Here is a 23,715-nt window from a genome sequence, read left to right as displayed (position 1 = left end):
GCGCAGGCTTGAATCCGTCGTTAAATGGCGTGCTTAATTTGAGGAAAACAAAGCTAAAACAATAGGTAAACGTGGAAATTCGTTAAGGATACAAAGCCAGCGATTCAGCCGGATAGCGCCAAATTTGACGAAAATTTTCGCGAGCGGAATCAACACTCCGCTAACCACGCGAAACAAACGCCGCGCATGCATACATTCATTTCCCTGCCGACATTGCTTCCGTCGGCGCTTCTGAATTGCCAAAGCTTCCGCTGCGGCACCGCTTTTGTTTTGCGGGGAGCTGGATTAGCTTACGTTTGCGTAAGCGGCAGACCGGCGAGGCGGAGCCTCCTGCCGGGTATCCAAGGGAGGAAAGATGTTTCGAAAAGCAAGCCTGGCCCTGGCGGCCACTTTGATCCTGACCGGTGTGGCCTGGGCCGATCCGATCGAGGGAAACTGGAAGACGCAGGCCGGCGATACCGCGGCCATCGGGGGCTCGGGTTCATTTTCCATCACGCTGAAGTCCGGCAAATATGCCGGCAAGACCATCGGTTCGCTCAAGGCGTCCGGCGACAACAAATACGCCGGCAGCATAACCGACCCGGCAAACGACAAGACCTACTCCGGCAAGGCGACACTGTCGGGCACCTCGCTGAAAATGAGCGGCTGCGTGCTCGGCGGGCTGATCTGCAAGAGCCAGACCTGGCACAAGCTCTGATCGACCCCATCCTTGCGACATGAAAACGGGGCCGGCAGGCCCCGTTTTCATTTCATGATCCTGGCATGCTGTGCCGGCGGCCATGCTCCTTATAGCCAGCCCCGCCTCAAAACCCATCAACCAATTTGAACGGCAGATGAACGTCGGCATCAGAGCCGGTTCAGTCGTGCCCGGGCATTCTCCTGCGTGTTGAAGGAGACACGACCAATGCTCGCCCGCCGCTTCACCATCGTCTGCCTGCTGGTGAGCCTGTTTGGAATGTTCTTCGCCATCCTCGTCGCCGAAGCGGGCCGTCCGGCCCGTTCCTGGAACGAGGCCAGTTCCAGAACCTGCCGCCTCGCCTGCCCGGCCACCCTTCGCCCCTGAGACAGAAACCAAAGACCTGACCAAACCAAGACCTCGAAAGAAAAGCAAAGACCATGAACCGCATCGCCGCCAACCTCTTCAAAACCGTTCGGCTTCTGCCGCGGGCGGCGCTCATCCTGGCGTTTCTTGCCGCGCCGGTCCTGGCCGTACCGATGATGCGTGCCGATGCCGGTTCCACGATCGACGCGCCAGCACTGAAGAAGTCGGGCGTCGGTTTCGTGCTGCTGGTCAGCCTGCAGCGCGGATAAATTGCGCCTTCGATCGGGACACCCCTCCCAACCGCCTTTCCAAATCTCTATATTGAGCCATGGAAAAGCGAATCTATCCCCAAGCCATCGAATCTGTCGTCATGCCCGAGCCTTTTGGCCGGCAAAGCTTCGACACCGCAGAAAAGGCCGTCGCGGCGTTGCAAGCCCTTTATGACCGCAACACCAAGTTCCTGCGCGACTCCTTCGCGGCGCTTGCTGCCGGCGGCGACAGCAGCAAGCGCTACCGCGCCTTCTACCCGGAGATCGGCGTCACGACCAACTCGTTCACCCAGATCGATTCGCGCCAAGCCTATGGCCACATGCCGACGCCGGGGCATTTTTCCACCACCATCACCCAGCCGAGCCTGTTCGAAAGCTATCTGGTCGAGCAATTGCGTCTGATCATGCGCAACCACGGGGTCGCGGTCACGGTCTCGGAATCGACAACGCCGATCCCGCTGCATTTCGCCTTTCTCGAAGGCACCCATGTCGACGGAACCGCGGCCGAGCGTATCCAGCGGCCTATCCGAGACCTGTTCGACGTGCCAGATCTCGACGGTACAGACGACCAGATCGCCAACGGCACGTTCGAAGTGGCGTTCGGAGAACCAAGGCCGCTGGCGCCCTTCACCGCGCAGCGGATCGACTATTCGCTCCACCGCCTGTCGCACTATACCGCGACCACGCCGCAGCATTTCCAGAATTTCGTGCTGTTCACCAACTATCAGTTCTATATCGACGAGTTCGTGGCGCGCGCCCGTGACCTGATGGAGGATGGCGGCGGCGGATATGCCGAATTCATCGAACCGGGCAACGTGGTCACCAAAGCCGGGCAGAGCGCCCCGAGCGAAGGGGTGGCGCCGCAGCGCCTGCCGCAGATGCCGGCCTACCACTTGAAGAAGCCGAACCATGGCGGGATCACCATGGTCAATATCGGTGTCGGACCCTCCAACGCCAAGACGATCACCGATCATATCGCTGTGCTAAGGCCTCATGCTTGGGTGATGCTCGGCCACTGCGCGGGCCTGCGCAATACGCAGGCGCTGGGCGATTATGTGCTGGCGCATGCCTATGTGCGCGAGGATCACGTGCTGGACGACGACCTGCCAGTCTGGGTGCCGATCCCGCCGCTGGCCGAAATCCAGGTGGCATTGCAGGAAGCGGTGGCCGAAGTCACCGGCCTGTCGGGGTACGATCTCAAGCGCATCATGCGCACCGGCACTGTCGCCACCATTGACAACCGCAACTGGGAACTGCGCGACCAGCGCGGACCGGTGCAGCGGCTTTCGCAGTCGAGGGCGATCGCACTTGACATGGAATCGGCAACGATCGCGGCCAATGGCTTCCGCTTCCGCGTGCCTTACGGCACGCTCTTGTGTGTCTCCGACAAGCCGCTGCATGGCGAACTGAAGCTGCCCGGCATGGCGACCGAATTCTACAAGCGGCAGGTGGCGCAGCACCTCACCATCGGCATCAGGGCGATGGAAAAGCTTTCGGAAATGCCGATGGAGCGGCTGCATTCGCGCAAGCTCAGAAGTTTTTCGGAAACGGCCTTCCAGTAGCCGATCTGCGCGCCGCCAGAGCCATTCGCCGTCTTGCCGGCGATTCGCCATCTTGCCGGCAATTCGCTATCTTGATTGAGCCGCATTTTTGCCGATAACCGGGCGGGGACCATCGCAGGCAACTCATGCAGATCTGATCCGATGAAACGCAGTCGAGACATGGCGGCTTCACTGGTATTCATCGTGATGATGACGCTCTCGGTCGCGCTGGTGGCCGGCTTCTTAGGCGCGTTGCACCCGGCGCTCGATTCCTTTTCGCATTTCCGCATTCACCTCGCCGTGCTGATGGCGCTTTGCGCGCTGCCGCTGCTGGCGACATCGTTTCGCCTGCAAGCGGCCGCGGCCCTGGTTTTTGCCGTGGCCGCTCTTGCCACCGCTTCGACCGCCTTGCCCCGGCCGTGGCCGGTTCAGGCGGTCGCCAAACCCACCGACCAGGTAGTCTACAGCCTGCTGCAGATGAATCTGCGCTACGACAACCCGACGCCGAAAAAAGTGCTGTCACTGATCGGCCGGACCAATCCCGACGTCATCACCCTGGACGAGGTGTCGGCGATGTGGGCGACGGAGCTTGGCTACATCGCCAGCGCCTATCCATACCGGATCCTCTGTCCCTATCCCAACGGCGTATTCGGCGTCGCGCTGCTCTCGCGGCGGCCCTTTCTCGCCGGCACCGCGCCACATTGCGAGCGCCGGGGCGCAATGGCCGTTGCGACCATCGATTTCGGCGGCAGGAGCGCCGACGTCGCCGCCATCCATCTCAGCTGGCCGTGGCCGCGGGAACAGTATTGGCAGATCGGCGAACTCTCGGAGCAGCTTTCATCGCTCGGCCAAACCGCCATCATGGCCGGCGATTGCAACGCGGTGCCATGGAGCGCCGCGGTGCGGCGCGTCGCCGCTCTCGGCGGACTGACGGTCATGCCGTCGGCCGGGTCGACCTGGATTCACCGGAAGCTGCCCGACTTCCTGCGCCGCTATGCAGGCCTCCCGATCGACCAGGCGTTCAGCAAGGGCGGCGTGACCATTCTGTCGTCAACGCGACTGGAAGATACCGGCTCCGACCATCTTCCCGTACTCGTGGAGTTCTCGCTTCGCCCCGACGACAGGCTGCCCCATGACGAGCATGAGAGCGCGCTCGCGGCGAGCGACCTTGAAAACAATCCCCGCGGTTGATGCTTCGGCATTCTCAGGGTTTGGTCAACGCTTCGACAAGGTGCTCGACAGGCCCGCCGCCGCGATGCTCGCGCGCATCGAAAGCGTTCTGCTTGGCTTCGTATTCGACATAGATGGCCTTGATCCGGCGCCGCGCCTCGAGATGCGTGCCGGTGCAGAACCAGTTGTCCGGGCGCCGCAGGCCGGCAAGCGCGGTCTCGGTGGCCCGCATCATCCGCCTCGCGATACCGCCATGCGTCTGCTCGTGCTTGCGAACGCCGATCATGAAACGGTCCCAACGCTTGCGCAGGACAGGGCTTGCCGACGAGAGCCGCGGGAAAGTGTAGGTCAGGTTGAGCGTCCCGTTGGCCTGCCGCAGATGGCAGGCACCATCCTTCCGGACGATATCGAGATCCCAATGCACGGCGTAACCGGTTTCGGCGATGGCACGCGCCATATAGCCGTGCTTGGGTCCCAGCCGGTCCATTGCCTCGACAAGGGCGGCTCCGGTATTTCCAGCGACATCATAGGTGCGGATGTGAACGGTGAGCTTTGTGCCCGCCGACGCGGCTGATGCGCAAAGCAGCATGAAGGCCATGGCGAGCATCGTCGGGCTGGTCAGGCGCATGTCCGCCTCCTTTGTCGGAGCCGAGCAGACCACACTCGGCGGAAGGCTTCAACGGGCTTGATCGAGGCAGGCGGTCGACGGCGACAGACAAGTCCGCCGCCGCTCGCATGTTTTCGTGACGGCTTGGCCCGGCACGGCTCACATGTTCTGATAGACTGGGCCTTCGCCACCTTGCGGCGGCACCCAGTCGATATTCTGGTTCGGATCCTTGATGTCGCAGGTCTTGCAGTGGACGCAGTTCTGCGCGTTGATGACGAAGCGCACGTCCTTGGCCGCCGGATCGGCAGCGGCATTGCCGTCCTTGTCGACCCATTCGTAGACGCCTGCAGGGCAGTAGCGCGTCGAAGGTCCGGCAAAGACGTCATGCTCGGAACGCTTCTGCAGCTCCATGTCCGCCACCAGCAGATGCACCGGCTCGTTTTCCTCATGGTTGGTGTTGGACAGGAACACCGAGGACAAGCGGTCGAAGGTCAGCACGCCATCGGCCTTGGGATAGTCTATTTTCTTGTGCTTCGCGGCAGGCTCTAGCGTGGCATAGTCGGCCTTGCCATGCTTCAGCGTGCCGAAGGGCGAGAAGCCGAACAAAGTGTTCAGCCACATGTCCAGGCCGCCGATGGCGACGCCGGCGATGGTGCCGAAGCGCGACCACAGCGGCTTGACGTTGCGCACCTTCTTCAGATCCTTGCCGATGTCTGTCGCCCGCCACGCGGCTTCGTAAGCGGAGAGCTCGTCATTGGCGCGGCCGGCGGCGATTGCCTCGGCGACATGCTCGGCCGCCAGCATTCCCGACAACACGGCATTGTGCGAGCCCTTGATGCGCGGGACGTTTACGAGGCCGGCGGCGCAGCCCATCAACGCGCCACCCGGGAAGCACAGTTTCGGCACCGACTGCCAGCCGCCTTCGGTAATCGCGCGCGCGCCATAGCCCAACCGCCTGGCGCCCTCGAAAGTACCGCTGATCGCCGGGTGGGTCTTGAAGCGCTGGAACTCCTCGAACGGCGACAGCCAGGGGTTCTTGTAATTGAGGTGGACGACGAAGCCCACCGCCACCTGATTGTCGTCCAGATGATAGAGGAAAGAGCCGCCGCCGGTCTTGAGATCGAGCGGCCAGCCGAAGGAGTGCTGGACGAGACCCGGCCTGTGCTTCTCCGGCTTGACCTGCCACAGTTCCTTGAGGCCGATGCCGTATTTGCCCGGCTCGCGGCCATCGGAAAGCCTGAACCTGGCGATCAACTGCTTGGCGAGCGAGCCGCGCGCGCCCTCTCCGATCAGCACATATTTGCCCATCAGCGCCATGCCCGGCGCGAAACCCGGGCCGTGTGTGCCATCCTTTTCGACGCCCATGTCGCCGGTGACAACACCGGTGACGGCGCCTTCCTCGTTATAGAGCAGGCCGGCCGCGGCGAACCCCGGATAGATTTCCACGCCGAGCGCCTCGGCCTTGGCGGCCAGCCAGCGGCAGACATTGCCAAGCGAGACGATGTAGTTGCCGTGATTGTTCATCAGAGGCGGCATCATCATGTTGGGCAGGCGGAAAGAGCCGGCGGGGCCAAGCACCAGGAAATGGTCCGCCGTGACCGGCGTTTTGAATGGATGGTCTTGTTCGTCGCGCCAGCCCGGCAGCAACCGGTCGATGCCGATCGGATCGACGACGGCGCCTGACAAGATGTGGGCGCCAACCTCACCGCCCTTTTCCAGCACGACCACGGAAAGCTCGGGATTGACTTGCTTCAGGCGGATGGCGGCGGCGAGGCCGGCCGGGCCCGCACCGACGATCACCACGTCGAATTCCATGCTTTCGCGTTCGATATCGCTCATCAACCCCTCCGCACTGGCTTGTCGCTATTGCGCGTATCTTGCTGGCTCATGCGCTGCATAGCGCATCAAGTCGCGACAGGAAACCGGCGCGTCTGTGACAACGCGGATTTGGCCAAAAAGTCGCGCATCGTGCCGAAGGACACCCGTTTTGCGCCGGCCTGCCCGCAACGCGTACGTTTCTAATTGTTCGACGGCTTGCTTATCGGCCATACTTCGCACCATGCGCATTCCTGGGCCAGCCGGCTTCTCATCAACGCGCTTCCCATCGACGCCCGGCAGGGCCTGCCGGGCGTTCCTTTCGGCCCTCCCCCTGCTGGCGCCGGTCCATGCCTTTGCAGACGAGGTGAAGGTCTGGGCCACCGGTGCCTACTCCTTCTCCGACGAGCTTGGCGGGTTCGAAATCACCGGCGCTTCCGGCACCGGCACCAAGGACGATCCGCTCGTCATCACCGAAGAGCTGAATTCAGCGACGCCGGTGACGTTGACCATCCGTGCAACCAAGCCGATCCAGGCGTTCGGCAAGGCGGGCGAGTTCGCCAACGGCATCATGTATTTGCGCTTGGACGTGCTCAACAACAGCGGCCAGGCCTGGATCGAATTCCAGTTCGAGCTTCAGGAGGTCCTGAATCAGCCGAGCGTCTTCGGCGACGGGCTTTCGTTCGACCAGCGCAACAAGACGCCTGACAATATCTGGTCGAGCAATTTTGCCGATTTCGACCGCGATTTTGAACCGTATGACCGTCTGCTGTTCAAGAACGGCAAGGTCGACCCGCTAAAGACCGCCAGGTTCGAATTCCTGATCACCGACTATACGCCGCGCTGGACCTTTTATCTGGTGCAGGACCCGCGCATACCGACGGGTTAGGTTGCGGTGAGCGTATGACGCTGCCACAGACAGGCCGTCATTGCCCGGTTGTGCCAATGTCCCCAATCACCAACTTGCAATATGCGACCAGTCGAACGATGGTGGCGCCATGACTGCCGCTTCCCCAAACAGCCGACCTGATATCGCCGAGCTGCTCGCCTTCTATGCCAGCGCGGGCGTCGACGAGGCGTTGGAGGACGCGCCGGTGAACCGCTTCGCGGAAGCCGCGCCCAAGCCGGCGGAGCGGATGCCGGCTGCCGCGCCGAGCGATAGCAGAGCACCGGAGCGGCCCGCCCAACCGCGTCTCGATGCGAGCGCCGTGCCTAACGCTCCGCCGGCGCGCCCGCCCATTTCGGCGGTACCCGACGAGGCGCAGGCGGCGCTGGCGCGTGAATTGGCCTCGGCTGCCTCGACGCTGGACGAGCTTCGCCAGCACATGTCGACTTTTGACGGCTGCAACCTGAAGTTCACCGCCAAGAACCTGGTCTTTGCCGACGGCAACCCGGATGCATCGGTGATGCTGGTCGGCGAGGCGCCCGGCCGTGACGAGGATATAGAAGGCCTGCCCTTCGTCGGCCGCTCCGGCCGGCTGCTCGACCGCATGTTGGCCGCGATCGGGCTAGACCGGACATCCGTCTACATCGCCAATGTCATCCCCTGGCGGCCGCCGGGAAACCGCACGCCGACGCCGCACGAAACCGAGATCTGCCGGCCGTTCATCGAAAGGCAGATCGAACTGGTCAAGCCGAAGGTGCTGGTCAATCTCGGCGGGCCCTCGGCCAAAACCCTTCTGAATACGAGCGAAGGCATCTTGCGGCTGCGCGGCAACTGGCGCGCCCACACGACAGCGTCCGGCGTCGTTATTCCGGCGATGCCGACGCTGCACCCGGCCTATCTATTGAGGACGCCGGCGCACAAGAAGCTGGCTTGGCGGGATTTTCTCGAGGTGAAGGCGAAGCTAAGAGCGCTCACCTCTCCATGACCTCGCGGGTAATTGAAATGCGCCTGCCGTCGCCCTAACCATGCCCTCATGATATCTCCTCAAACCTCCGCCGGCAGCCTCATCCGTGAATGGCGCACGCGACGCCGGATGAGCCAGCTCGACCTCGCCACGGAAGCCGATATCTCGCAGCGGCATCTGAGCTTCGTCGAGAGCGGGCGGGCCGCGCCGTCGCGCGACATGGTGCTACACCTGGCCGAGCAGCTTTCGATCCCGCTTCGCCAGCGCAACCAGCTCTTGCTGGCGGCGGGATTTGCGCCGAGCTTCAGCGAAAGGCCGCTGACCGACATTTCGCTGGCACCGGCCATGGCGGCGGTCGAGACGGTGCTTCGAGGGCACGAGCCGTTCCCGGCGCTCGCGGTGGACCGGCACTGGAACCTCGTTTCGGCAAACACTGCCATTGGGCCGTTCCTGGCCGACGTTTCCGAGCCCTCGCTGCTCAAGCCGCCAGTCAACGTGCTGCGGCTCAGCCTGCACCCTGGAGGTGTCGCGCCGCGCATCGTCAATCTCGCGGAGTGGCGGGCGCACCTGCTGGAACGCCTGAAGCACCAGAACGACGCGTCAGGCGATCCGGTGCTGATCGAACTGGAGCGTGAGTTGCGCGGTTATCCCTCCGGCCTGAAGAGTGGGCGGCCGGCGCGGGTCGAGCCGAGCGGCATCGTGCATCCGCTGCGGCTTGCCCATGGGGATCAGGTGCTGTCGTTCATCAGCACCATCACCGTGTTCGGCACGCCGCTGGACGTGACGCTGTCGGAGCTGGCGATCGAGTCCTTCTTTCCGGCCGACGAGCAGACGCGGACGGCGCTGGTAAGATTGGCGAAAGAGCGGGCCTAACGGTGCTGATCACTCCTGCGGCGGGGCGGCCTTGCGCGTGCGGGTGCGTTCCAGGCCGAGTTGACGTTCGCGCCAGATGATGAAGATGCCGGCGGCAACGACGATCAGACCGCCGGTCAGCGTGTTCAGCGTGGCGACATCGCCGAAGACGAGATAGCCGACCAAGACGCCGAGGATCATCGAGGTGTATTCGAACGGCGCCACCACCGATGCCTCGGCATGGCGGTAAGCCGAGGTCATCAGGATCTGGCCAAGGCCGCCGCAGAAGCCGGCGGCGACAAGAAGGACCGCCTGCCCCGGCGTCAGCGCCTGCCACCCAAACGACAGCGACAGCAGCGCCATGACGCTCGCGGTGACCGAAAACCAAAGCACGATCGTGGCGGTGCGCTCGCTTTGCACGAGATTGCGCACGAGCAGCATGGCGACGGCCGAAATCGCCGCCGCTATCAATGCGGCGATGACGCCGAGCACCTCCTGGTCGTCGAGCGCCTCGCCGGAACTCAGGAGCGTCAGCTCCGGCCAGGAGATGATCAGCACACCGACGAGGCCGACGGCGACCGCGCTCCAGCGATAGACACGAATGGCTTCGCCGAGGAAAATCGAGCTGAACACCACCACCAACAGTGGCTGGGCGTAATTCAGCGTGATTGCTTCTGGCAGCGGCAACCGCGTCAGCGCGAAGAAGCCGAGCCCCATGGCGCAGACGCCGACGACGCCGCGCGCGATGTGGTTGAACGGACGGCTCGTACTGAAAGCCGTGCCGAGATTTCCCTTGAAAGCCAGAAAGGCAATGATCGGAAAGATAGCGAAGAAGGAGCGGAAGAAGACGATCTGTCCCGCCGGCACAGTGCCCGCCGCCTTGATGCAGGTCGACATGCCGACGAAGACCGCCACCGAGACGATCTTCAGCATAATGCCGGTGAGCGTGTTGTGCCCTACGGTATTGTCACTGTTGTCGCGGCCTGCTGTCACGCTCCCGCCGCTTCCCGCGTGGTTGCCCAGGTGCGCGCCGGCGTTGCCGGTCTCTCGATATGCCTGACGTCGTAGACGGCGGCCATGACTGCCTCGCGATGCTGGAAGGAAGGTCTGAATAGACCTTGTCGCAGTTTTGTCGAGCCGCCGGTTCGTGTAAAGAGCGCGGACTTCAAAATTTTGGACGGGCAGGACAGGCCCGGAAAGACAGGAACCAAGGAATGCGCACCGACACTGGCCAGGTCTTCAAACTCGAAGACTATCGCCCCAGCGACTATCTCATTCCGGAAACGAACCTTGAATTCCGTCTTTCGCCAGGCGCGACGATCGTCACGGCAATTTTGACCGTCGAGCGCCGGGATGGCGTCGCGGCCTCTACGCCGCTTGTGCTGGATGGCGACGGGCTGACGCTCAGGCGCGTCGAGATCGACGGCAGGAAAGCCAAGCCGACGGATTTTGCCGTGACGCCCGACCGACTGACCATCCTCAGGCCCCCGGCGGCGCATCGCTTTCGGCTGTCGATCGAGACCGAGCTGGCGCCGTCGGGCAATGAAGCGCTGATGGGCCTCTACCGCTCAAGCAACGTCTATTGCACGCAATGCGAAGCAGAGGGCTTCCGCCGCATCACCTATTTCCTCGACCGCCCCGACATCCTTTCCGTCTACACCGTGCGAATCGAAGCCCGCCGCGACGAGGCGCCGCTGCTTCTGTCCAACGGAAACCGGGTCGACAAGGGCGATCTCGGCGATGGCTGGCACTATGCCATTTGGCACGATCCCTTCCCCAAGCCATCGTATCTGTTCGCGCTGGTCGCCGGCAATCTCGGCCGGGTCGCCGACAGTTTCGTCACCATGTCCGGCCGCACGGTCGAGCTCGGCATCTATGTCGAGCCCGGCAAGGAGAAGCTCGCCGGCTACGCCATGGATGCCTTGAAGCGATCGATGCAATGGGACGAGGAGGCATTCGGCCGCGAATACGACCTCGATGTCTTCAACATCGTCGCCGTGTCCGACTTCAACATGGGGGCGATGGAGAACAAGGGCCTCAACGTCTTCAACGACAAATACGTGCTGGCCGACCGGGAGACCGCGACGGACGCCGATTTCGCCAATATCGAGGCGATCATCGCGCATGAGTATTTCCACAATTGGACAGGCAACAGAATCACTTGCCGCGACTGGTTCCAGCTTTGCCTGAAGGAAGGGCTGACCGTTTATCGCGACCACGAATTCTCCGCCGACCAACGTTCGCGTGCGGTCAAGCGCATCGCCGAGGTACGCACGCTGCGCGCGCATCAATTCCCCGAGGACCAGGGGCCGCTGGCGCATCCGGTCAGGCCGCGCCGCTATCGCGAGATCAATAATTTCTACACGGCGACCGTCTACGAAAAAGGCTCGGAGGTGGTGCGCATGATCCGTACCATCCTCGGGCCTGATAGCTTTCGCGCCGGCATGGACCTCTATTTCGAGCGGCACGACGGCACGGCGGCGACGATCGAGGATTTCCTGGCAGTGTTCGAGGAGGTGTCCGGCCGCGACTTGTCGCAATTCGCGCTCTGGTACCATCAGGCCGGCACCCCTAACCTGGCGGTGAGCTCGACCTATAACCGGGCGGAGCGGGAATTCACTCTGGAAATCGAGCAATCGGTGCCGCCGACCCCGTCGGAAAGCCGCAAACGACTGATGCACATACCGCTCGCCTTCGGTCTGATTGGCGCCGGTGGCGAGCCGGTCGCCTATGACACGGTCGACGGCGCCAGCGTCGAGGACGGCATCATCCACATCCGCAAGCGCCGGCATGTGGTGCGCTTCTCAGGCGTCGCCGAGCGTCCGGCGGTTTCGCTGAACCGTGGCTTCTCGGCGCCGATAACGCTTGCCGTCGAGCAGAAGACCGATGACCAATTCTTCCTTGCCGGCCACGACAGCGACAGCTTCTCGCGCTGGCAGACCTTCAACACGCTGCTTACGGATGCATTGATCTTGGCCTTCCGCCAGATTCTCGACGGCGCCGAGCCTGGCTTCACCGCGCGGCTGACCGAGCTTGCCGGCAGGATCGCGAGCGACGAGACGCTGGAGCCGGCCTACCGGGCGCTGGCGCTTTCGCTTCCGGGCGAGACCGACATAGCGCGCGACATCGGCAAAAACATCGAACCCAACGCCATCTTCGCTGCGCGCGAGGCGCTGGCGCTGGCAATCGCCAGGGCTAACCGCGACGCGTTCGCCGGCCTCTACGAGCGGCTTGCCGACGCCGGCCCGTTCAGCCCGGACGCAGCTTCCGCCGGACGGCGGGCGCTGCGCAACGTCATGCTCGATTATCTCTCGCTGCTGTCAGATGGCGCCGGGCTTGCGGCGGAGCACTTCCGGTCGGCCACCAATATGACTGACCGCGCGGCGGCACTGACCGTGCTCGCGCACCGCCACCATGGTTCGCCGGAGGCAAACAAGGCACTGGCGGCTTTCGAAGCGACATATGCGTCCGACCCGCTTGTGATGGACAAATGGTTCCAGATTCAGGCCAGCGTACCCGGTCCGCAGGCGGTGGAGACGGTTCGCGCCCTGACCACGCATCCGGCCTTCTCGATGGCCAATCCGAACCGGGTGCGCTCGTTGATCGGCACATTCTCCAGTGCCAACCAGACCGGATTCCACCGCGCCGACGGCGAAGGCTACCGATTCTTCACGCAGACCGTGCTCGAGGTCGAAAAACGCAATCCGCAGGTGGCGGCAAGGTTGGCAACGGCGCTCCGGTCGTGGCGTTCGCTCGAACCTGGCCGGCAGGCCAAGGCCAGGGAAGCGCTGCTTTCGATTGCCAATGCCGAAAACCTGTCGGCGGATTTAAGCGATATCGTCGAGCGTACGCTGGCGTGAGCCAGACCCAAGCGGCCACCATGGTGGTCGGCGGCAATGCGAAGGCAACGCCACTGGCCCGTCAGGCTGTGCTTCTGCTGCTCGAACGGATTCCCGCCTCCCTACGCGGGTATCAACATGGCGATGCGATGCACGCCGACCTCGGCGCTCGTATTCGTCGCCTCGTCGGTCTTGCCCTTGGCGCAAGTGTATATGTCGCCTTCCTTGAGCTTGAACTCCTTGTCGGCCTTCTTGATCGTGAATTCGCCCGCAGTGATGGTGCATACCATGTCGTTGTCCATCACCATCGCCGGCGCATGTGTGCCGGGCTGAAACACGACATCGACGATTGAGATGCTTTTGTAGGCAGGAATGTCTGAGTTTCCCGTGCCTACCTCCACCACTCTGATGCCGGGCGCAATCTCCTTGCCCTCCTTCGGGCCGTATGTCCTCGTTTTTACCGACGCCGCCAGGGCGAACAAAGGCGTTACCGCTGCCGCTGACACGCCGAGAGCAATTGCAGATCTGCGATTCATGCTTTCCTCCCAATGTGCAATCCCGCACGGAATATGCGTGATTTCTAATATTATTCCCTTTCCACGGTAATCGCCATCGCATGCCTCTGCTCGGTTGGCGGAAAAGCCGCTATTTTAGTCGATTTTTAATCTTTTTTCGCCGGACCACTGGACAAGGCGAATCACCTTTGATTCTTTAATGGCGATTCGGAAGTGCGGCGTTTGCCGGATCATCAAGCATAGGCAAATCGGGGAGTGCCATTTATGGCGAAGGCGGACGCGTGGGGCGCGCCCGGAGGGATAGCTTTTGCGCGTCGCGAGACGCCGCGAGGCGACGGCCTTGCCGGGAATACGCGGCTCATCGCCGAACCGGCCTACAAGCGGCTTCTGGCGGCGGAGCCATTGCTGCGCCGATCGATACCGGCTCTCATCGTCATCTTCCTGATCGCGATCGCGGCGCTGCGCGTCCTGTCGCTGATGAACGAACGCGACGATATCGAGCGCAACGCCAAGGCGATCCTGATGCTGGCGTCCGGTCAACTGGCGAGTTCGCTGGCCACCACGTCCGACACCGCGCCGGGCGCCATCCAGGACCTGTTGGAAACGACCAGCCGCCAGGGCGCGATGAGCCGCGGCCACGTTCTTGTCATCACCGACAGCGCCTTCAAGATCACCGCGGTGACGCCGCGCTCGATGTCCTGGCAAGGCCGTTCGCTGGATAGCCTCGTCCAGGGCGGCCAGCCTCTGTTCATGTTCGGCGACCGCGCCGGAGTGATGGAGGTCGATATTGGCGGGCAGGACTGGTATGCAGCGGTCAGCCTGACGAACGGTCGCAAAGGCGCGGCAGCGGCGCTGGTGCCGCAGGACGCGGTTTTCGACGCCTGGCGCAAGACAGTCTCGCTGAATGTGACGCTGTTCGTACTGACGGCCGGCGTGCTGATCATCATCCTCTATGCCTATTTCGGCCAGGCGGCGCGCGCGCAGGCGGCCGACCGCATCTATCTCGAAGCGCATCAACGCATCGACATGGCGCTGGTACGCGGCCGCTGCGGCTTGTGGGACTGGGACATGGTGCGCGGCAAGATGTATTGGTCGCGCTCGATGTACGACATGCTGGGCTACGAGCCATGCGACACGATGCTGTCCTTCGGCGAGGTCGACGAGATCATCCATCCCGATGATGGCGACTTGTTCCAGCTCGCCAACAAGATCGTCGCGCGCGAGATCGATCATATCGATCAGGTGTTCCGGATGCGGCATGCCGACGGGCAGTGGGTATGGATGCGCGCAAGGGCGCAGGTCATGGATCCGGAAGCACCCGAAATCCAGTTGATCGGCATCGCCGTCGACGTCACCGAGCAGCGTCACCTGGCGCTTCGTTCCGAGGCAGCCGATTTGCGCCTGAGGACGGCGATCGAGAACATCAACGAGTCCTTCGTGCTGTGGGATGCCGCCGAGCGGCTGATCATGTGCAATTCCAAATACCAGAAGGACAATGGCCTTTCGGACCGTGACGTGATGCCAGGCGCCGTGCGCGCCACGCTGGAAGAGCGCATGCTCGCTTTCGCTTCCGATCGGCGGCTTGCCAACAGCAATGGACCGCAGGGCGGCGCGACGTTCGAACGGCAGCTGGCCGACGGCCGCTGGTTGCAGGTCAACGAACTCAGAACCCGCGACGGCGGCATTGTCTCGGTTGGATCCGACATCACCCAGATCAAGCTGCATCAAGAAAAGCTGGTCGACAGCGAGCGCCGGCTGATGGCGACCATACACGATCTCAGCCTCGCCCGCCGGGCCGAAGAGGAGCGCGCGCGCGAACTGGTCGAGCTCAACCGCAAATACATGAAGGAAACCGAGCGCGCCGAAGCGGCGAACCGGGCCAAGTCCGAATTCCTGGCCAACATGTCGCATGAACTGCGCACGCCCTTGAACGCCATCATCGGCTTCTCCGAGTTGATGGAACAGGGGCTGTTCGGCCCGCTGGGATCGGAGCGCTACGAGGAATACGCCACCGACATCAACAGCAGTGGCAAATATCTCCTGGGCGTCATCAACGACATTCTCGACATGTCGAAAATCGAGGCCGGCCAATTCTCGCTCGACCGCGAAGAGATCGATCTCGGCCCGCTGATCAGCGAGACGGTCAGGGTCGTCTCGCTGCAGGCCGCACAGAAGGCGATCACCGTGGAGACCCGCATCGCCGACGCGCTGACGCTGTTTGCCGACCGCCGAGCGATCAAGCAGATCGTCATCAACCTTTTGTCCAACGCAGTGAAATTCACCGGCCAGGGCGGCCACATATCGGTCAGGGCCCGCAATACCTCAGGGGCGCTGGTGCTGACGATCGAGGATAATGGCTGCGGCATCCCGAAGGAGGCGCTCGGCAAGCTCGGACGGCCCTTCGAACAGGTGCAGAACCAGTTCTCCAAGAGCCATGCCGGGTCCGGCCTCGGCCTCGCCATCTCGCGCTCTCTGGCCGAACTGCAAGGCGGTGCCCTGAAAATCCGCTCAACCGAAGGTGTCGGCACGATCGTGTCGGTGCGCATTCCGGTGAAGAAGGCGACGCCCGTGGTCAAGGTCGCGGCTTAAGCAACGGGCTCCGGCGATGTCGCCGAAGCCCGTGCCGGAAGGCGTTATTGCATGCTGCCGTCGTCGCCTTCGTCATCCCACTGACGGTGTAAGCCAAAGCGGCCGCCCTTTGGCAGTTCGCCCTTCTTGATCTTTCCGTCGTTGTTCTTGTCGAGCAGGGCAAAGAGCTTCTTGTCGCGACTGGCGATGTCGTCCGTCGTCAGCGTACCGTCGCCCTTGTTGTCGTAACGCGCGATGATGCGCCTGGCCATGTGCTCGAAGCGGGCCTTTTCCAGCGCTGCGGTGAGCTGCTCCACCGTGAGCTTGCCACCATTGTCGGCGACCAGCTTCTTCAACCGCGAATCCATGACGCTTGAGAACTGGTCGAAGCTGATGGTGCCGTCATTGTCCTTCATCGCCTTGTTGAGGCGCATCATCGTGCGCTCACGCATGTTTGCGCTGTCGATGTTCTCGGCATAGGCCGCAGTGCCGACGGCTCCTGCCAACGCGATGAAGGCGAACGCGAGCTTGGTTGTCTTTCTCATGGTCTTCTCCTGTTGCATCGTCACCCCCGATGCGATCCGCACGGCCGTTGATCACGGCCGCCCGGCACGAAGCAGAAGGTTGAAATCCTTCCTGACCTTCCGCGACGTCTCCTTGAGATGTGCTTCCAGCACACCGAAATCCGGCAAGTCGGTGACCGCCAGAAGCAGATCCGAAAGCCCCGGCGGCACATCGTCCCGCTCGAACTGGCCGGTGAGGCAAAGCCTGATCATCTGGGTCAGCGCCAGATAGAGGCGGTAGGCCTCGCCAAGCTCCTCCCTGACATCGGCGGCTGCGAATTGTGGCGCAAGGCGCGACAATACCTCCGCGGTTGCCGTGACCCTGCGGCCGGACTCGACATTGCCCGTGACGACGGCCACCTGGGCGATGAATTCGAGATCGATCAGGCCGCCGGCAATGAGTTTGATGTCCCAGAGGTCGCGCGGCGGCTTTTCCTTTTCGATCATGGTGCGCATGTCGGACGCTTCCGCTTTCACCTTTGCTGCGTCGCGCAATTGCCCGAGCACCGCCGCAACGTCGGCTTCGACCTCGGCACAGAGCCTGGCATCTCCGGCAATGGCGCGCGCCCGCGACAGCGCCATGTGCTCCCAGGTCCAGGCCTCCTGGCGCTGGTATTTCTTGAAGGCGTCGACGTGGGTGGCCACTGGCCCCTTGTTGCCGGACGGCCGCAGCCGCAGGTCGAGTTCATAGAGCACGCCTTCCGCGGTCGGCGCGGAAACGGCCGAGATGAGGCGCTGCGTCATCCTGGTGTAGTAATGCGAGGGCGCCAGCGGTTTTTCACCGTCGGATTCCTCGGCGTCCGCATCGTGATCGTAGAGCAGGATGAGGTCGACATCCGACCCCGCCGTCAATTCACGGCTGCCGAGCTTACCCATGCCGAGCAGCGAAACCACGCCGCCGGCGATTGTACCATGGCGCGCCTCGAATTCGGCCATAACCGCGCGCAACGCGGCCTCAATGGTGAGGTCGGCCAGGTCAGAAAAGGCGCGGCCTGCGCGGGCCGGATCGATCGAGCCGGCGAGCAGCCGCACGCCGATCAGGAATTTCTGCTCGGAGGCAAAGATGCGCAAACGATCGAGAACGTCCTCATAGGCGCGGTCGCCTTCGAGGAAAGCGGTAAGCCGTGCCGATAGATAGCCACGATCCGGCAATTCGGTGAGAAGAGCGGGATCGAGCAGGCCATCGAACACATGTGGCCGGCGCGTGATGATCGCGGCCAGTCGTGGCGCGGCGCCCATGATCGTCGCCATAAGCTTCAGCAACGCCGGATTGGACTGGAGCAGCGAGAAGAGCTGGATGCCTGCAGGCAGGCCGGCGAGGAACTCGTCGAAACGGATCAACGCCTCATCGGCCCGACGCGTCTGGCCGAAAGCCTTGAGCAGCGCCGGCGTCAGTTCCGTCAGTCGCTCGCGCGCCTCAGCCGACTGGGTGACGCGGTAGCGACCGAAATGCCAGCCACGGATCACGCGGCAGATGTCGCTCGTTCGCTGGAAGCCGAGACCGTGCAACGTCTGCAGTGTATCGGGGTCGTCGACGTCGCCGGTGAAGACCAGATTGCCGATGCCTGCCGAAAGCTCCGGTGCGGTTTCGAACAGCGCCGCGTAGTGACGTTCGACCTGCTGCAGCGAGGCGCGGAAGCCCAGGGAAAAAGCAGCCGCATCGGCAAAGCCCAGCATGCGCGCGATTCGCTCCAGCCCTTCATCATCCTCCGGCAGGGTGTGCGTCTGCTCGTCGGCCACCATCTGGATGGCATGCTCGACCCGGCGCAGGAACCAATATTGCCGGGCCAGTGCGTCGCGTGCCTCGGCGGTGATCCAGCCGCGCGCGGCCAGTTGGCCGAGCATCGGCACGGTCTCGCGGCCTCGCAGTTCCGGGAAGCGGCCGCCGGCGATGAGCTGCTGCGTCTGGACGAAGAACTCGATCTCGCGGATGCCGCCGCGCCCGAGCTTGACGTTGTGGCCCTTGACCGCGATTTCGCCATGCCCCTTGTGGGCGTGGATCTGGCGTTTGATCGAGTGGACGTCGGCGATCGCGGCATAGTCCATGTATTTGCGCCAGATGTAAGGTTGGAGCTCCTTGAGGAAAGCGGTGCCGGCGTCCAGATCGCCGGCCACAGGACGCGCCTTGATCATGGCAGCGCGCTCCCAGTTCTGGCCGCGCGCCTCGTAGTAGCGCAGCGCCGCCTCGACCGGGATCGCCAGCGGGGTCGAACCGGGATCGGGACGCAGCCTGAGGTCGGTGCGGAAGACATAACCATGTTCGGTGCGGTCCTGCAGGATGCGCACCAGACGGCGCGTCAGCCGCGAAAACAGCTCCGTCGCATCGAGCGGATCGACGACGGCCGACGCTTCCGGGTCGAAGAAGACCACGAGGTCGATATCGGAGGAAAAATTGAGCTCATGCGCGCCAAGCTTGCCCATGCCGAGCAGGATCCAGCCCGACCGGTTCGAGGGATTGGCGGGATCCGGCAACTTCAGCTTGCCCTGGCCATGCGCGTCGCGCAGCAGAAAATCGACGGCGGCGCGCGTGCACGCATCGGCAAGGTCGCTCAACCGCCGCACCGTAAGCGAGGTCTCGGCCTCGGCGGCCAGATCGGCCAGCGCGATCAGGAAATGCGCATCGGCCTTCCATTGCCGCAGTTCCATCATCAATCTGGATTCGGAGATCGTCTCGGAGAACGATGCCCGGTCGATCGCCACGATGATCGCCTTCAGCCGGGCCTCGACCGGCTGGTCGAAAAGCCCATCCAATATCTGCGGCCGGCGACGCGCCATGTCACGCAGGAACGGCGAGAGGTCGAAGACAGCGGCCAGGAAGTCCTGCGCCTCACCCGTTCCAGCCAGGAATTTCGCCAGCCGTGTCAATCCTTCTTCGCGTGCCAAGGTGGCGATCTCGGCCAGCTCCTGCCGGGCCCGGCTGTCGTCCAGAGGAGCAAGCCTTGCCGCGGGCTTCAACAGCCAGTCCTTCGCCGTCCGCTTTGCAGCCGCCGTCATCAATGATCCTCCCGCGCGGGAAAACTCATGACCACGGATAATCCGGGATTACCAGGCAACAGATCAAGCCGGCCATAGTGGAATGTCATGACCGCCTTTGCGAGGCTGAGGCCAAGCCCGGAACCTGGCTGGGAACGGCTCTTCTCGAGCCGCACGAACCGTTCCGTCGCCCGGGCGCGATCGGCATCGTCCGGAATGCCCTGGCCGTTGTCGGCGACGACAAGCCTGATTTCGCCATGCGCGCGTTCGAGCGTCACGCGGACAGTCGGCTTGGAGGTGGAATCGGTCGAGTACTTGATCGCATTGTCGACGATGTTAGACAGCGCCTGGCCGATCAGCTCGCGGTTGCCGTCGACAAGGAATGCGCCATTGACCGCGGCTTCGAGCGAAACGCCAGCCTCTTCCGCCACCGGCTCGTAGAGTTCGACGACATCGCGCACGGCTGCGGCCAGATCGACGCGACTGGTGCTTTCGGAGGAATAACCCGCCTCCAGCCGGGAGATCATCAGGATGGCGTTGAAGGTCTTTATGAGCTGGTCGGACTCGGCGATGGTGCCTTCCAGCGCCTGGCGGTAGTCCGATGTCTTGTGCTTGCCCGAAAGCGTCGCCTCGGCGCGGTTGCGCAGCCGGGTCAGCGGCGTCTTCAGATCATGCGCGATGTTGTCGGAAACCTGCTTCAGTCCCTCGTTAAGCATGGCGATCCTGGCCAGCATGGCGTTGAGGTTCTCGGAAAGCCGGTCGAATTCGTCACCGGCACCGGTCACCGGCAGCCGGCCCGAAAGATCGCCGCCCATGATGCGGCGGCTGGCTTCCGAAACGCCATCGATGCGCTTCAGCGCGGCGCGGCCGACGAAGAACCAGATCAACAGCCCGCCCAGCCCCATCATGCCGAGCGCCAGCATCAGGGAGCGGCGGATGACGGCGCGGAACCGCTCAGGTTCGCCGAGATCGCGGCCGACCAGCATGATCATCTGGTTCGGCAGGCGCAGCACCAGCGCGATCGCATTGTGGCCCTTCTCACCTTCGGATCGGACCGCCGTATCGCCGGCTTGGGGCGTGGTCTGGTCGGAAGGTGTGCTGCGCTGCCGGTCGAGCTCGCCTTCGCCGAAACGACGGTAGGAGAACGGCTCGGTCGTCCAGCCTTCGGTTTCGATGACCCCCGGCTCCAGGCTCTGCACGTTGCCGGTCAGGATCTGGCCGTTGGCGTCGGCGATCAAATAGAGATTGGCGCCGGGCTGGCGCGAGCGCTGCTCCACCACGCGCACCAGGACCGGCAGGCCGCCGCGCTGGTAGGCGCGGGCAAGGCCGAGCACCTCGTCGTTGATGGTCTCCTGCGTCTGCGCGGTCAGCATGCGCGCCGAAAGCGAGGTCATGTAGAGGACAAGCAGCACGGCGCAGAGTGCGAAGAGCAGGAGATAGAGCGCCGAAAGCCGCGCAGCCGTCGTCTTCATGATGGCAGGCACGGAAAGGGCCATGCCGCCGCCTAACCGGCCCTAAGCATGTAGCCGGCGCCGCGAATCGTATGCAGGATGGGCTTGTCGAAGCCTTTTTCGATCTTGCCGCGCAGTCGCGAGACATGGACGTCGATGACGTTGGTCTGCGGATCGAAATGATAATCCCAGACATTTTCGAGCAGCATGGTGCGCGTCACCACCTGACCGGCATGGCGCATCAGATATTCAAGCAGGCGGAACTCGCGTGGCTGCAGCGTGATCTCGCGTCCGGCGCGCCTGACCGAATGCGAAAGCCGGTCAAGTTCGAGGTCGCCGACGCGGTAGACGGTTTCGGCCTCCTTGGCGCTGGCCCGGCGGTTCAGCACCTCGACGCGGGCGAGCAGCTCGGAAAAGGCATAGGGCTTGGTCAGATAATCGTCGCCGCCGGCGCGTAGGCCGGTGACCCGATCGTCGACCTCGCCCAGCGCCGACAGGATCAGCACCGGCGTGGCGTTGCCCCTGGAGCGCAGGCCGGCGATGACCGACAGGCCGTCGCGGCGCGGCATCATCCGGTCGATGACCATCACGTCGTAGTCGCCGGCATCGGCGAGCGCGAAGCCGGTCTCGCCGTCACCCGCGACATGCGCGGTGTGCCCGGCCTCGGTAAAGGCTTTCTGCAGATAATCCGCAGCCTCGCGATCGTCTTCTATGACGAGAATCTTCATAGGACCGTTATACGCGATTTCGCTGGAAGATTGAGTAGCCGGCATCTGCATTTTAGCCTTCGCCAAAGCGCATCGCGATCAAGATGATCCAGGCCGCGCGCGATAAAGTCTTGGTTCTCTGGTGTTACTGGCCCAGACATGCTGCCGGCATGCCGTTGCCACCAAAGCGCTCCGCTTGTTCACTCAGCCTGAGCGCATGGTCCGCGGGCGGAGTGCGGCAGCGGGCGATGGGAAGCCCGCTGCCGCCGGAGGGGAGCACGATGACTGACTAACGTGCTCGGCTCCATACTTCCCGTGCGGCGGCTCGGGGGTGTTTGAAACCACCGCACTGGAAAAGTGGTTGTCAGCCCTTGGCGACGGGCAGCGCCACGAAGCGGTTGTTGTCGTCGCGGGTAATCTGCATCAGGACGGCCTTGCGCCCGGATTTCACCGCTTCGTCCATGGCCTTGGTGACGTCGTCGGTGCCGTTGACTTCCATCGAATTGACCGCGGTGATGATGTCGCCCGGCTGGATGCCACGGTCGGCGGCATCGCTGTCGGGATCGACATCGGTCACCACCAAACCCTTGCCGTTCTCGGATTTGGTGACGGTCAGACCGAGATCGGCGAGCGTATCGGCCTTGGCCGGAGCCGCAGGCTTGTCGTCGGCCGAGGCCTGCTTGTCGCTTGAAGGCAGCTTGCCGAGCTCGACCTTGACGCTCTGGCTCTTGCCGTCGCGCCAGACCGTGACGTCAACCGACTTGCCCGGCGAATAGGCGCCAATCAGGCGGGCGAGCTCCTTCGGCGAAGCAACATCCTTGCCGTCGACCTGGGTGATCACGTCACCTGCGGTAATGCCGCTCTTCTTGCCGGGGCCGTCGTCCTGAGCGCTGGATACCAATGCGCCGTTGTTGGATTTCAGGCCGAGCGATTCGGCGATGTCTGATGTGACCGGCTGGATCTCGACGCCGAGCCAGCCGCGCTGCACGGCACCGCTCTTCATCAGATCCTCGACGACCTGCTTGGCGGTCGAGGCGGGAATGTCGAAGGCGATGCCGACGCTGCCGCCGGAAGGCGAGAAGATAGCGGTGTTGATGCCGACCACCTGACCGCTGAGGTTGAAGGTCGGGCCGCCAGAATTGCCGCGGTTGACCGACGCGTCGATCTGGATGAAATCGTCATAGGGGCCGGCGCCGATGTCACGGCCGCGCGCCGAGACAATGCCGGCGGTGACGGTGCCGCCGAGACCGAACGGGTTGCCGACGGCCACGACCCAATCGCCGACCCGAACCTTGGAGTCATCGGCGAAGTCGACATAGGTAAATTTGCCGCCACCCTCGACCTTGAGCACCGCGAGGTCGGTGCGTGGGTCGGTACCGACCAGCTTGGCGTCGAGTTCCTTGCCGTCATTGGTCACCACGGTGAAGGCGGTGCCCTCTTCGACGACATGGTTGTTGGTGACGAGATAGCCATCCTCGGAAATGAAGAAGCCCGACCCTTGAGCCACCGGGCGCGGCTCGCCATTACCGCGGTCACGATGCCCGAACCGGCGGTGGCCATCGTCGTTCTGGCCGCCCTGATCGCCGAAGCCGCGGAATTCCTTGAAGAAGCGGCGCAGCTGCGGATTGTTGGGCAAATTGTCGAAACCGTCCTGGTCGTCGGAGCCGTCATCGGCGGTGGGCTGGACCTTGGCCTTGACTTTGACGCTGACAACGGCGGGCGAAACGCGCTCGACGACATCGGCGAAGCTGGGGACCTGCGGCGCCTCGACGCGCACGGCATCGGCCAAAACGGGGCTGGTTCCGCTGGTCAACGCGCCAACGCCGATCGCGCCGGCAACGGCGACGGAAGCGACGGCAGCCAGGAGACGCTTGCGGGTGCGGGAATATGAATTGGGGGCAATATTCATGGGGTCTCGTATCCTCTTTTCGAAGGGACGCGCCTTGTCGGCAT

The 23,715-nt window shown here is 63.3% G+C and carries 19 protein-coding genes; 10 read left to right on the top strand and 9 right to left on the bottom strand.

Annotated elements, in window-relative coordinates:
• The first annotated feature begins 355 nt into the window (after nt 1-355).
• From FJ428_RS03435 to FJ428_RS03420, 5 genes are all read left to right on the top strand, one after another.
• Nucleotides 356-697 carry a DUF2147 domain-containing protein gene (locus FJ428_RS03435; protein ID WP_140555823.1) on the top strand — a complete coding sequence of 114 codons (342 nt, stop codon included), beginning with the start codon at nt 356-358 and terminating at the stop codon, nt 695-697.
• A 207-nt stretch (nt 698-904) separates the two neighbouring features.
• A complete protein-coding gene (locus tag FJ428_RS30180; protein ID WP_181167195.1) occupies nt 905-1,063 on the top strand; it encodes a hypothetical protein in 159 nt (52 codons plus the stop codon).
• Nucleotides 1,064-1,116: 53 nt separating this feature from the next.
• Nucleotides 1,117-1,311: a hypothetical protein gene (locus FJ428_RS03430; protein ID WP_140494649.1), complete on the top strand. Its 195-nt coding sequence runs from the start codon at nt 1,117-1,119 to the stop codon at nt 1,309-1,311.
• A gap of 101 nt (nt 1,312-1,412) precedes the next feature.
• Entirely contained in the window at nt 1,413-2,873 is a 1,461-nt protein-coding gene (locus FJ428_RS03425; RefSeq protein ID WP_224519193.1) for an AMP nucleosidase, read from the top strand.
• Between the two features lie 141 nt (nt 2,874-3,014).
• Entirely contained in the window at nt 3,015-4,043 is a 1,029-nt protein-coding gene (locus tag FJ428_RS03420; protein ID WP_140559446.1) for an endonuclease/exonuclease/phosphatase family protein, read from the top strand.
• Nucleotides 4,044-4,056: 13 nt separating this feature from the next.
• Here the strand turns inward: FJ428_RS03420 and FJ428_RS03415 are convergent, their stop codons facing one another.
• Complete coding sequence (locus tag FJ428_RS03415) at nt 4,057-4,650, bottom strand: DUF922 domain-containing protein (RefSeq protein WP_140878939.1); 594 nt, start codon at nt 4,648-4,650, stop codon at nt 4,057-4,059.
• 138 nt (nt 4,651-4,788) lie between these two features.
• Nucleotides 4,789-6,468 (bottom strand): electron transfer flavoprotein-ubiquinone oxidoreductase, encoded by a 1,680-nt coding sequence (locus FJ428_RS03410; protein ID WP_140878938.1) that lies wholly within the window; start codon nt 6,466-6,468, stop codon nt 4,789-4,791.
• Nucleotides 6,469-6,688: 220 nt separating this feature from the next.
• Between FJ428_RS03410 and FJ428_RS03405 the strand changes: the two genes are divergently transcribed.
• From FJ428_RS03405 to FJ428_RS03395, 3 genes are all read left to right on the top strand, one after another.
• Nucleotides 6,689-7,333, top strand: coding sequence for a hypothetical protein (locus FJ428_RS03405; protein ID WP_140517982.1), 645 nt, complete (start codon nt 6,689-6,691; stop codon nt 7,331-7,333).
• A gap of 109 nt (nt 7,334-7,442) precedes the next feature.
• A complete protein-coding gene (locus FJ428_RS03400; protein ID WP_140520708.1) occupies nt 7,443-8,315 on the top strand; it encodes a uracil-DNA glycosylase in 873 nt (290 codons plus the stop codon).
• Nucleotides 8,316-8,363: 48 nt separating this feature from the next.
• Entirely contained in the window at nt 8,364-9,167 is an 804-nt protein-coding gene (locus FJ428_RS03395) for a helix-turn-helix transcriptional regulator (protein WP_140517980.1), read from the top strand.
• A 9-nt stretch (nt 9,168-9,176) separates the two neighbouring features.
• Here FJ428_RS03395 and FJ428_RS03390 read toward each other — a convergent pair whose 3' ends face one another.
• On the bottom strand, nt 9,177-10,079 hold the full coding sequence (locus FJ428_RS03390) for a DMT family transporter (RefSeq protein ID WP_224519195.1): 903 nt from the start codon (nt 10,077-10,079) through the stop codon (nt 9,177-9,179).
• A gap of 281 nt (nt 10,080-10,360) precedes the next feature.
• Here FJ428_RS03390 and pepN point away from each other — a divergent pair, with 281 nt between their 5' ends.
• A complete protein-coding gene (gene pepN, locus FJ428_RS03385) occupies nt 10,361-13,006 on the top strand; it encodes an aminopeptidase N (protein ID WP_140878936.1) in 2,646 nt (881 codons plus the stop codon).
• Nucleotides 13,007-13,107: 101 nt separating this feature from the next.
• Here pepN and FJ428_RS03380 read toward each other — a convergent pair whose 3' ends face one another.
• Complete coding sequence (locus tag FJ428_RS03380) at nt 13,108-13,521, bottom strand: hypothetical protein (protein WP_140517978.1); 414 nt, start codon at nt 13,519-13,521, stop codon at nt 13,108-13,110.
• 243 nt (nt 13,522-13,764) lie between these two features.
• Here FJ428_RS03380 and FJ428_RS03375 point away from each other — a divergent pair, with 243 nt between their 5' ends.
• A complete protein-coding gene (locus FJ428_RS03375; protein ID WP_140878935.1) occupies nt 13,765-16,089 on the top strand; it encodes a PAS domain-containing sensor histidine kinase in 2,325 nt (774 codons plus the stop codon).
• Between the two features lie 44 nt (nt 16,090-16,133).
• On the opposite strand, the gene FJ428_RS03370 is transcribed toward FJ428_RS03375, so the two are convergent.
• The 5 genes from FJ428_RS03370 to FJ428_RS03350 all read right to left on the bottom strand — a co-directional run bounded on the left by FJ428_RS03370 (nt 16,134) and on the right by FJ428_RS03350 (nt 23,671).
• The gene (locus tag FJ428_RS03370) at nt 16,134-16,613 is read right to left on the bottom strand and encodes a hypothetical protein (RefSeq protein WP_140517977.1); all 480 of its coding nucleotides are present in this window, start codon (nt 16,611-16,613) and stop codon (nt 16,134-16,136) included.
• A gap of 51 nt (nt 16,614-16,664) precedes the next feature.
• Nucleotides 16,665-19,625 carry a bifunctional [glutamine synthetase] adenylyltransferase/[glutamine synthetase]-adenylyl-L-tyrosine phosphorylase gene (locus tag FJ428_RS03365; RefSeq protein WP_140878934.1) on the bottom strand — a complete coding sequence of 987 codons (2,961 nt, stop codon included), beginning with the start codon at nt 19,623-19,625 and terminating at the stop codon, nt 16,665-16,667.
• Complete coding sequence (locus FJ428_RS03360; RefSeq protein WP_140673099.1) at nt 19,625-21,100, bottom strand: ATP-binding protein; 1,476 nt, start codon at nt 21,098-21,100, stop codon at nt 19,625-19,627. Before FJ428_RS03360 ends, FJ428_RS03365 begins: the two co-directional genes overlap by 1 nt.
• 8 nt (nt 21,101-21,108) lie before the next feature.
• Complete coding sequence (locus tag FJ428_RS03355; protein ID WP_181165141.1) at nt 21,109-21,783, bottom strand: response regulator transcription factor; 675 nt, start codon at nt 21,781-21,783, stop codon at nt 21,109-21,111.
• 343 nt (nt 21,784-22,126) lie between these two features.
• Nucleotides 22,127-23,671, bottom strand: a complete 1,545-nt coding sequence (locus FJ428_RS03350; RefSeq protein WP_140494686.1) for a Do family serine endopeptidase — start codon at nt 23,669-23,671, stop codon at nt 22,127-22,129.
• Nucleotides 23,672-23,715: the final 44 nt, after the last annotated feature.

Origin of the sequence: Mesorhizobium sp. B2-8-1, assembly GCF_006440955.1 — a bacterium.
Lineage (GTDB): Bacteria > Pseudomonadota > Alphaproteobacteria > Rhizobiales > Rhizobiaceae > Mesorhizobium.
The sequence above is the reverse complement of the archived record's forward strand: the minus strand, read 5'-3'. Positions and strand labels throughout refer to the sequence as shown.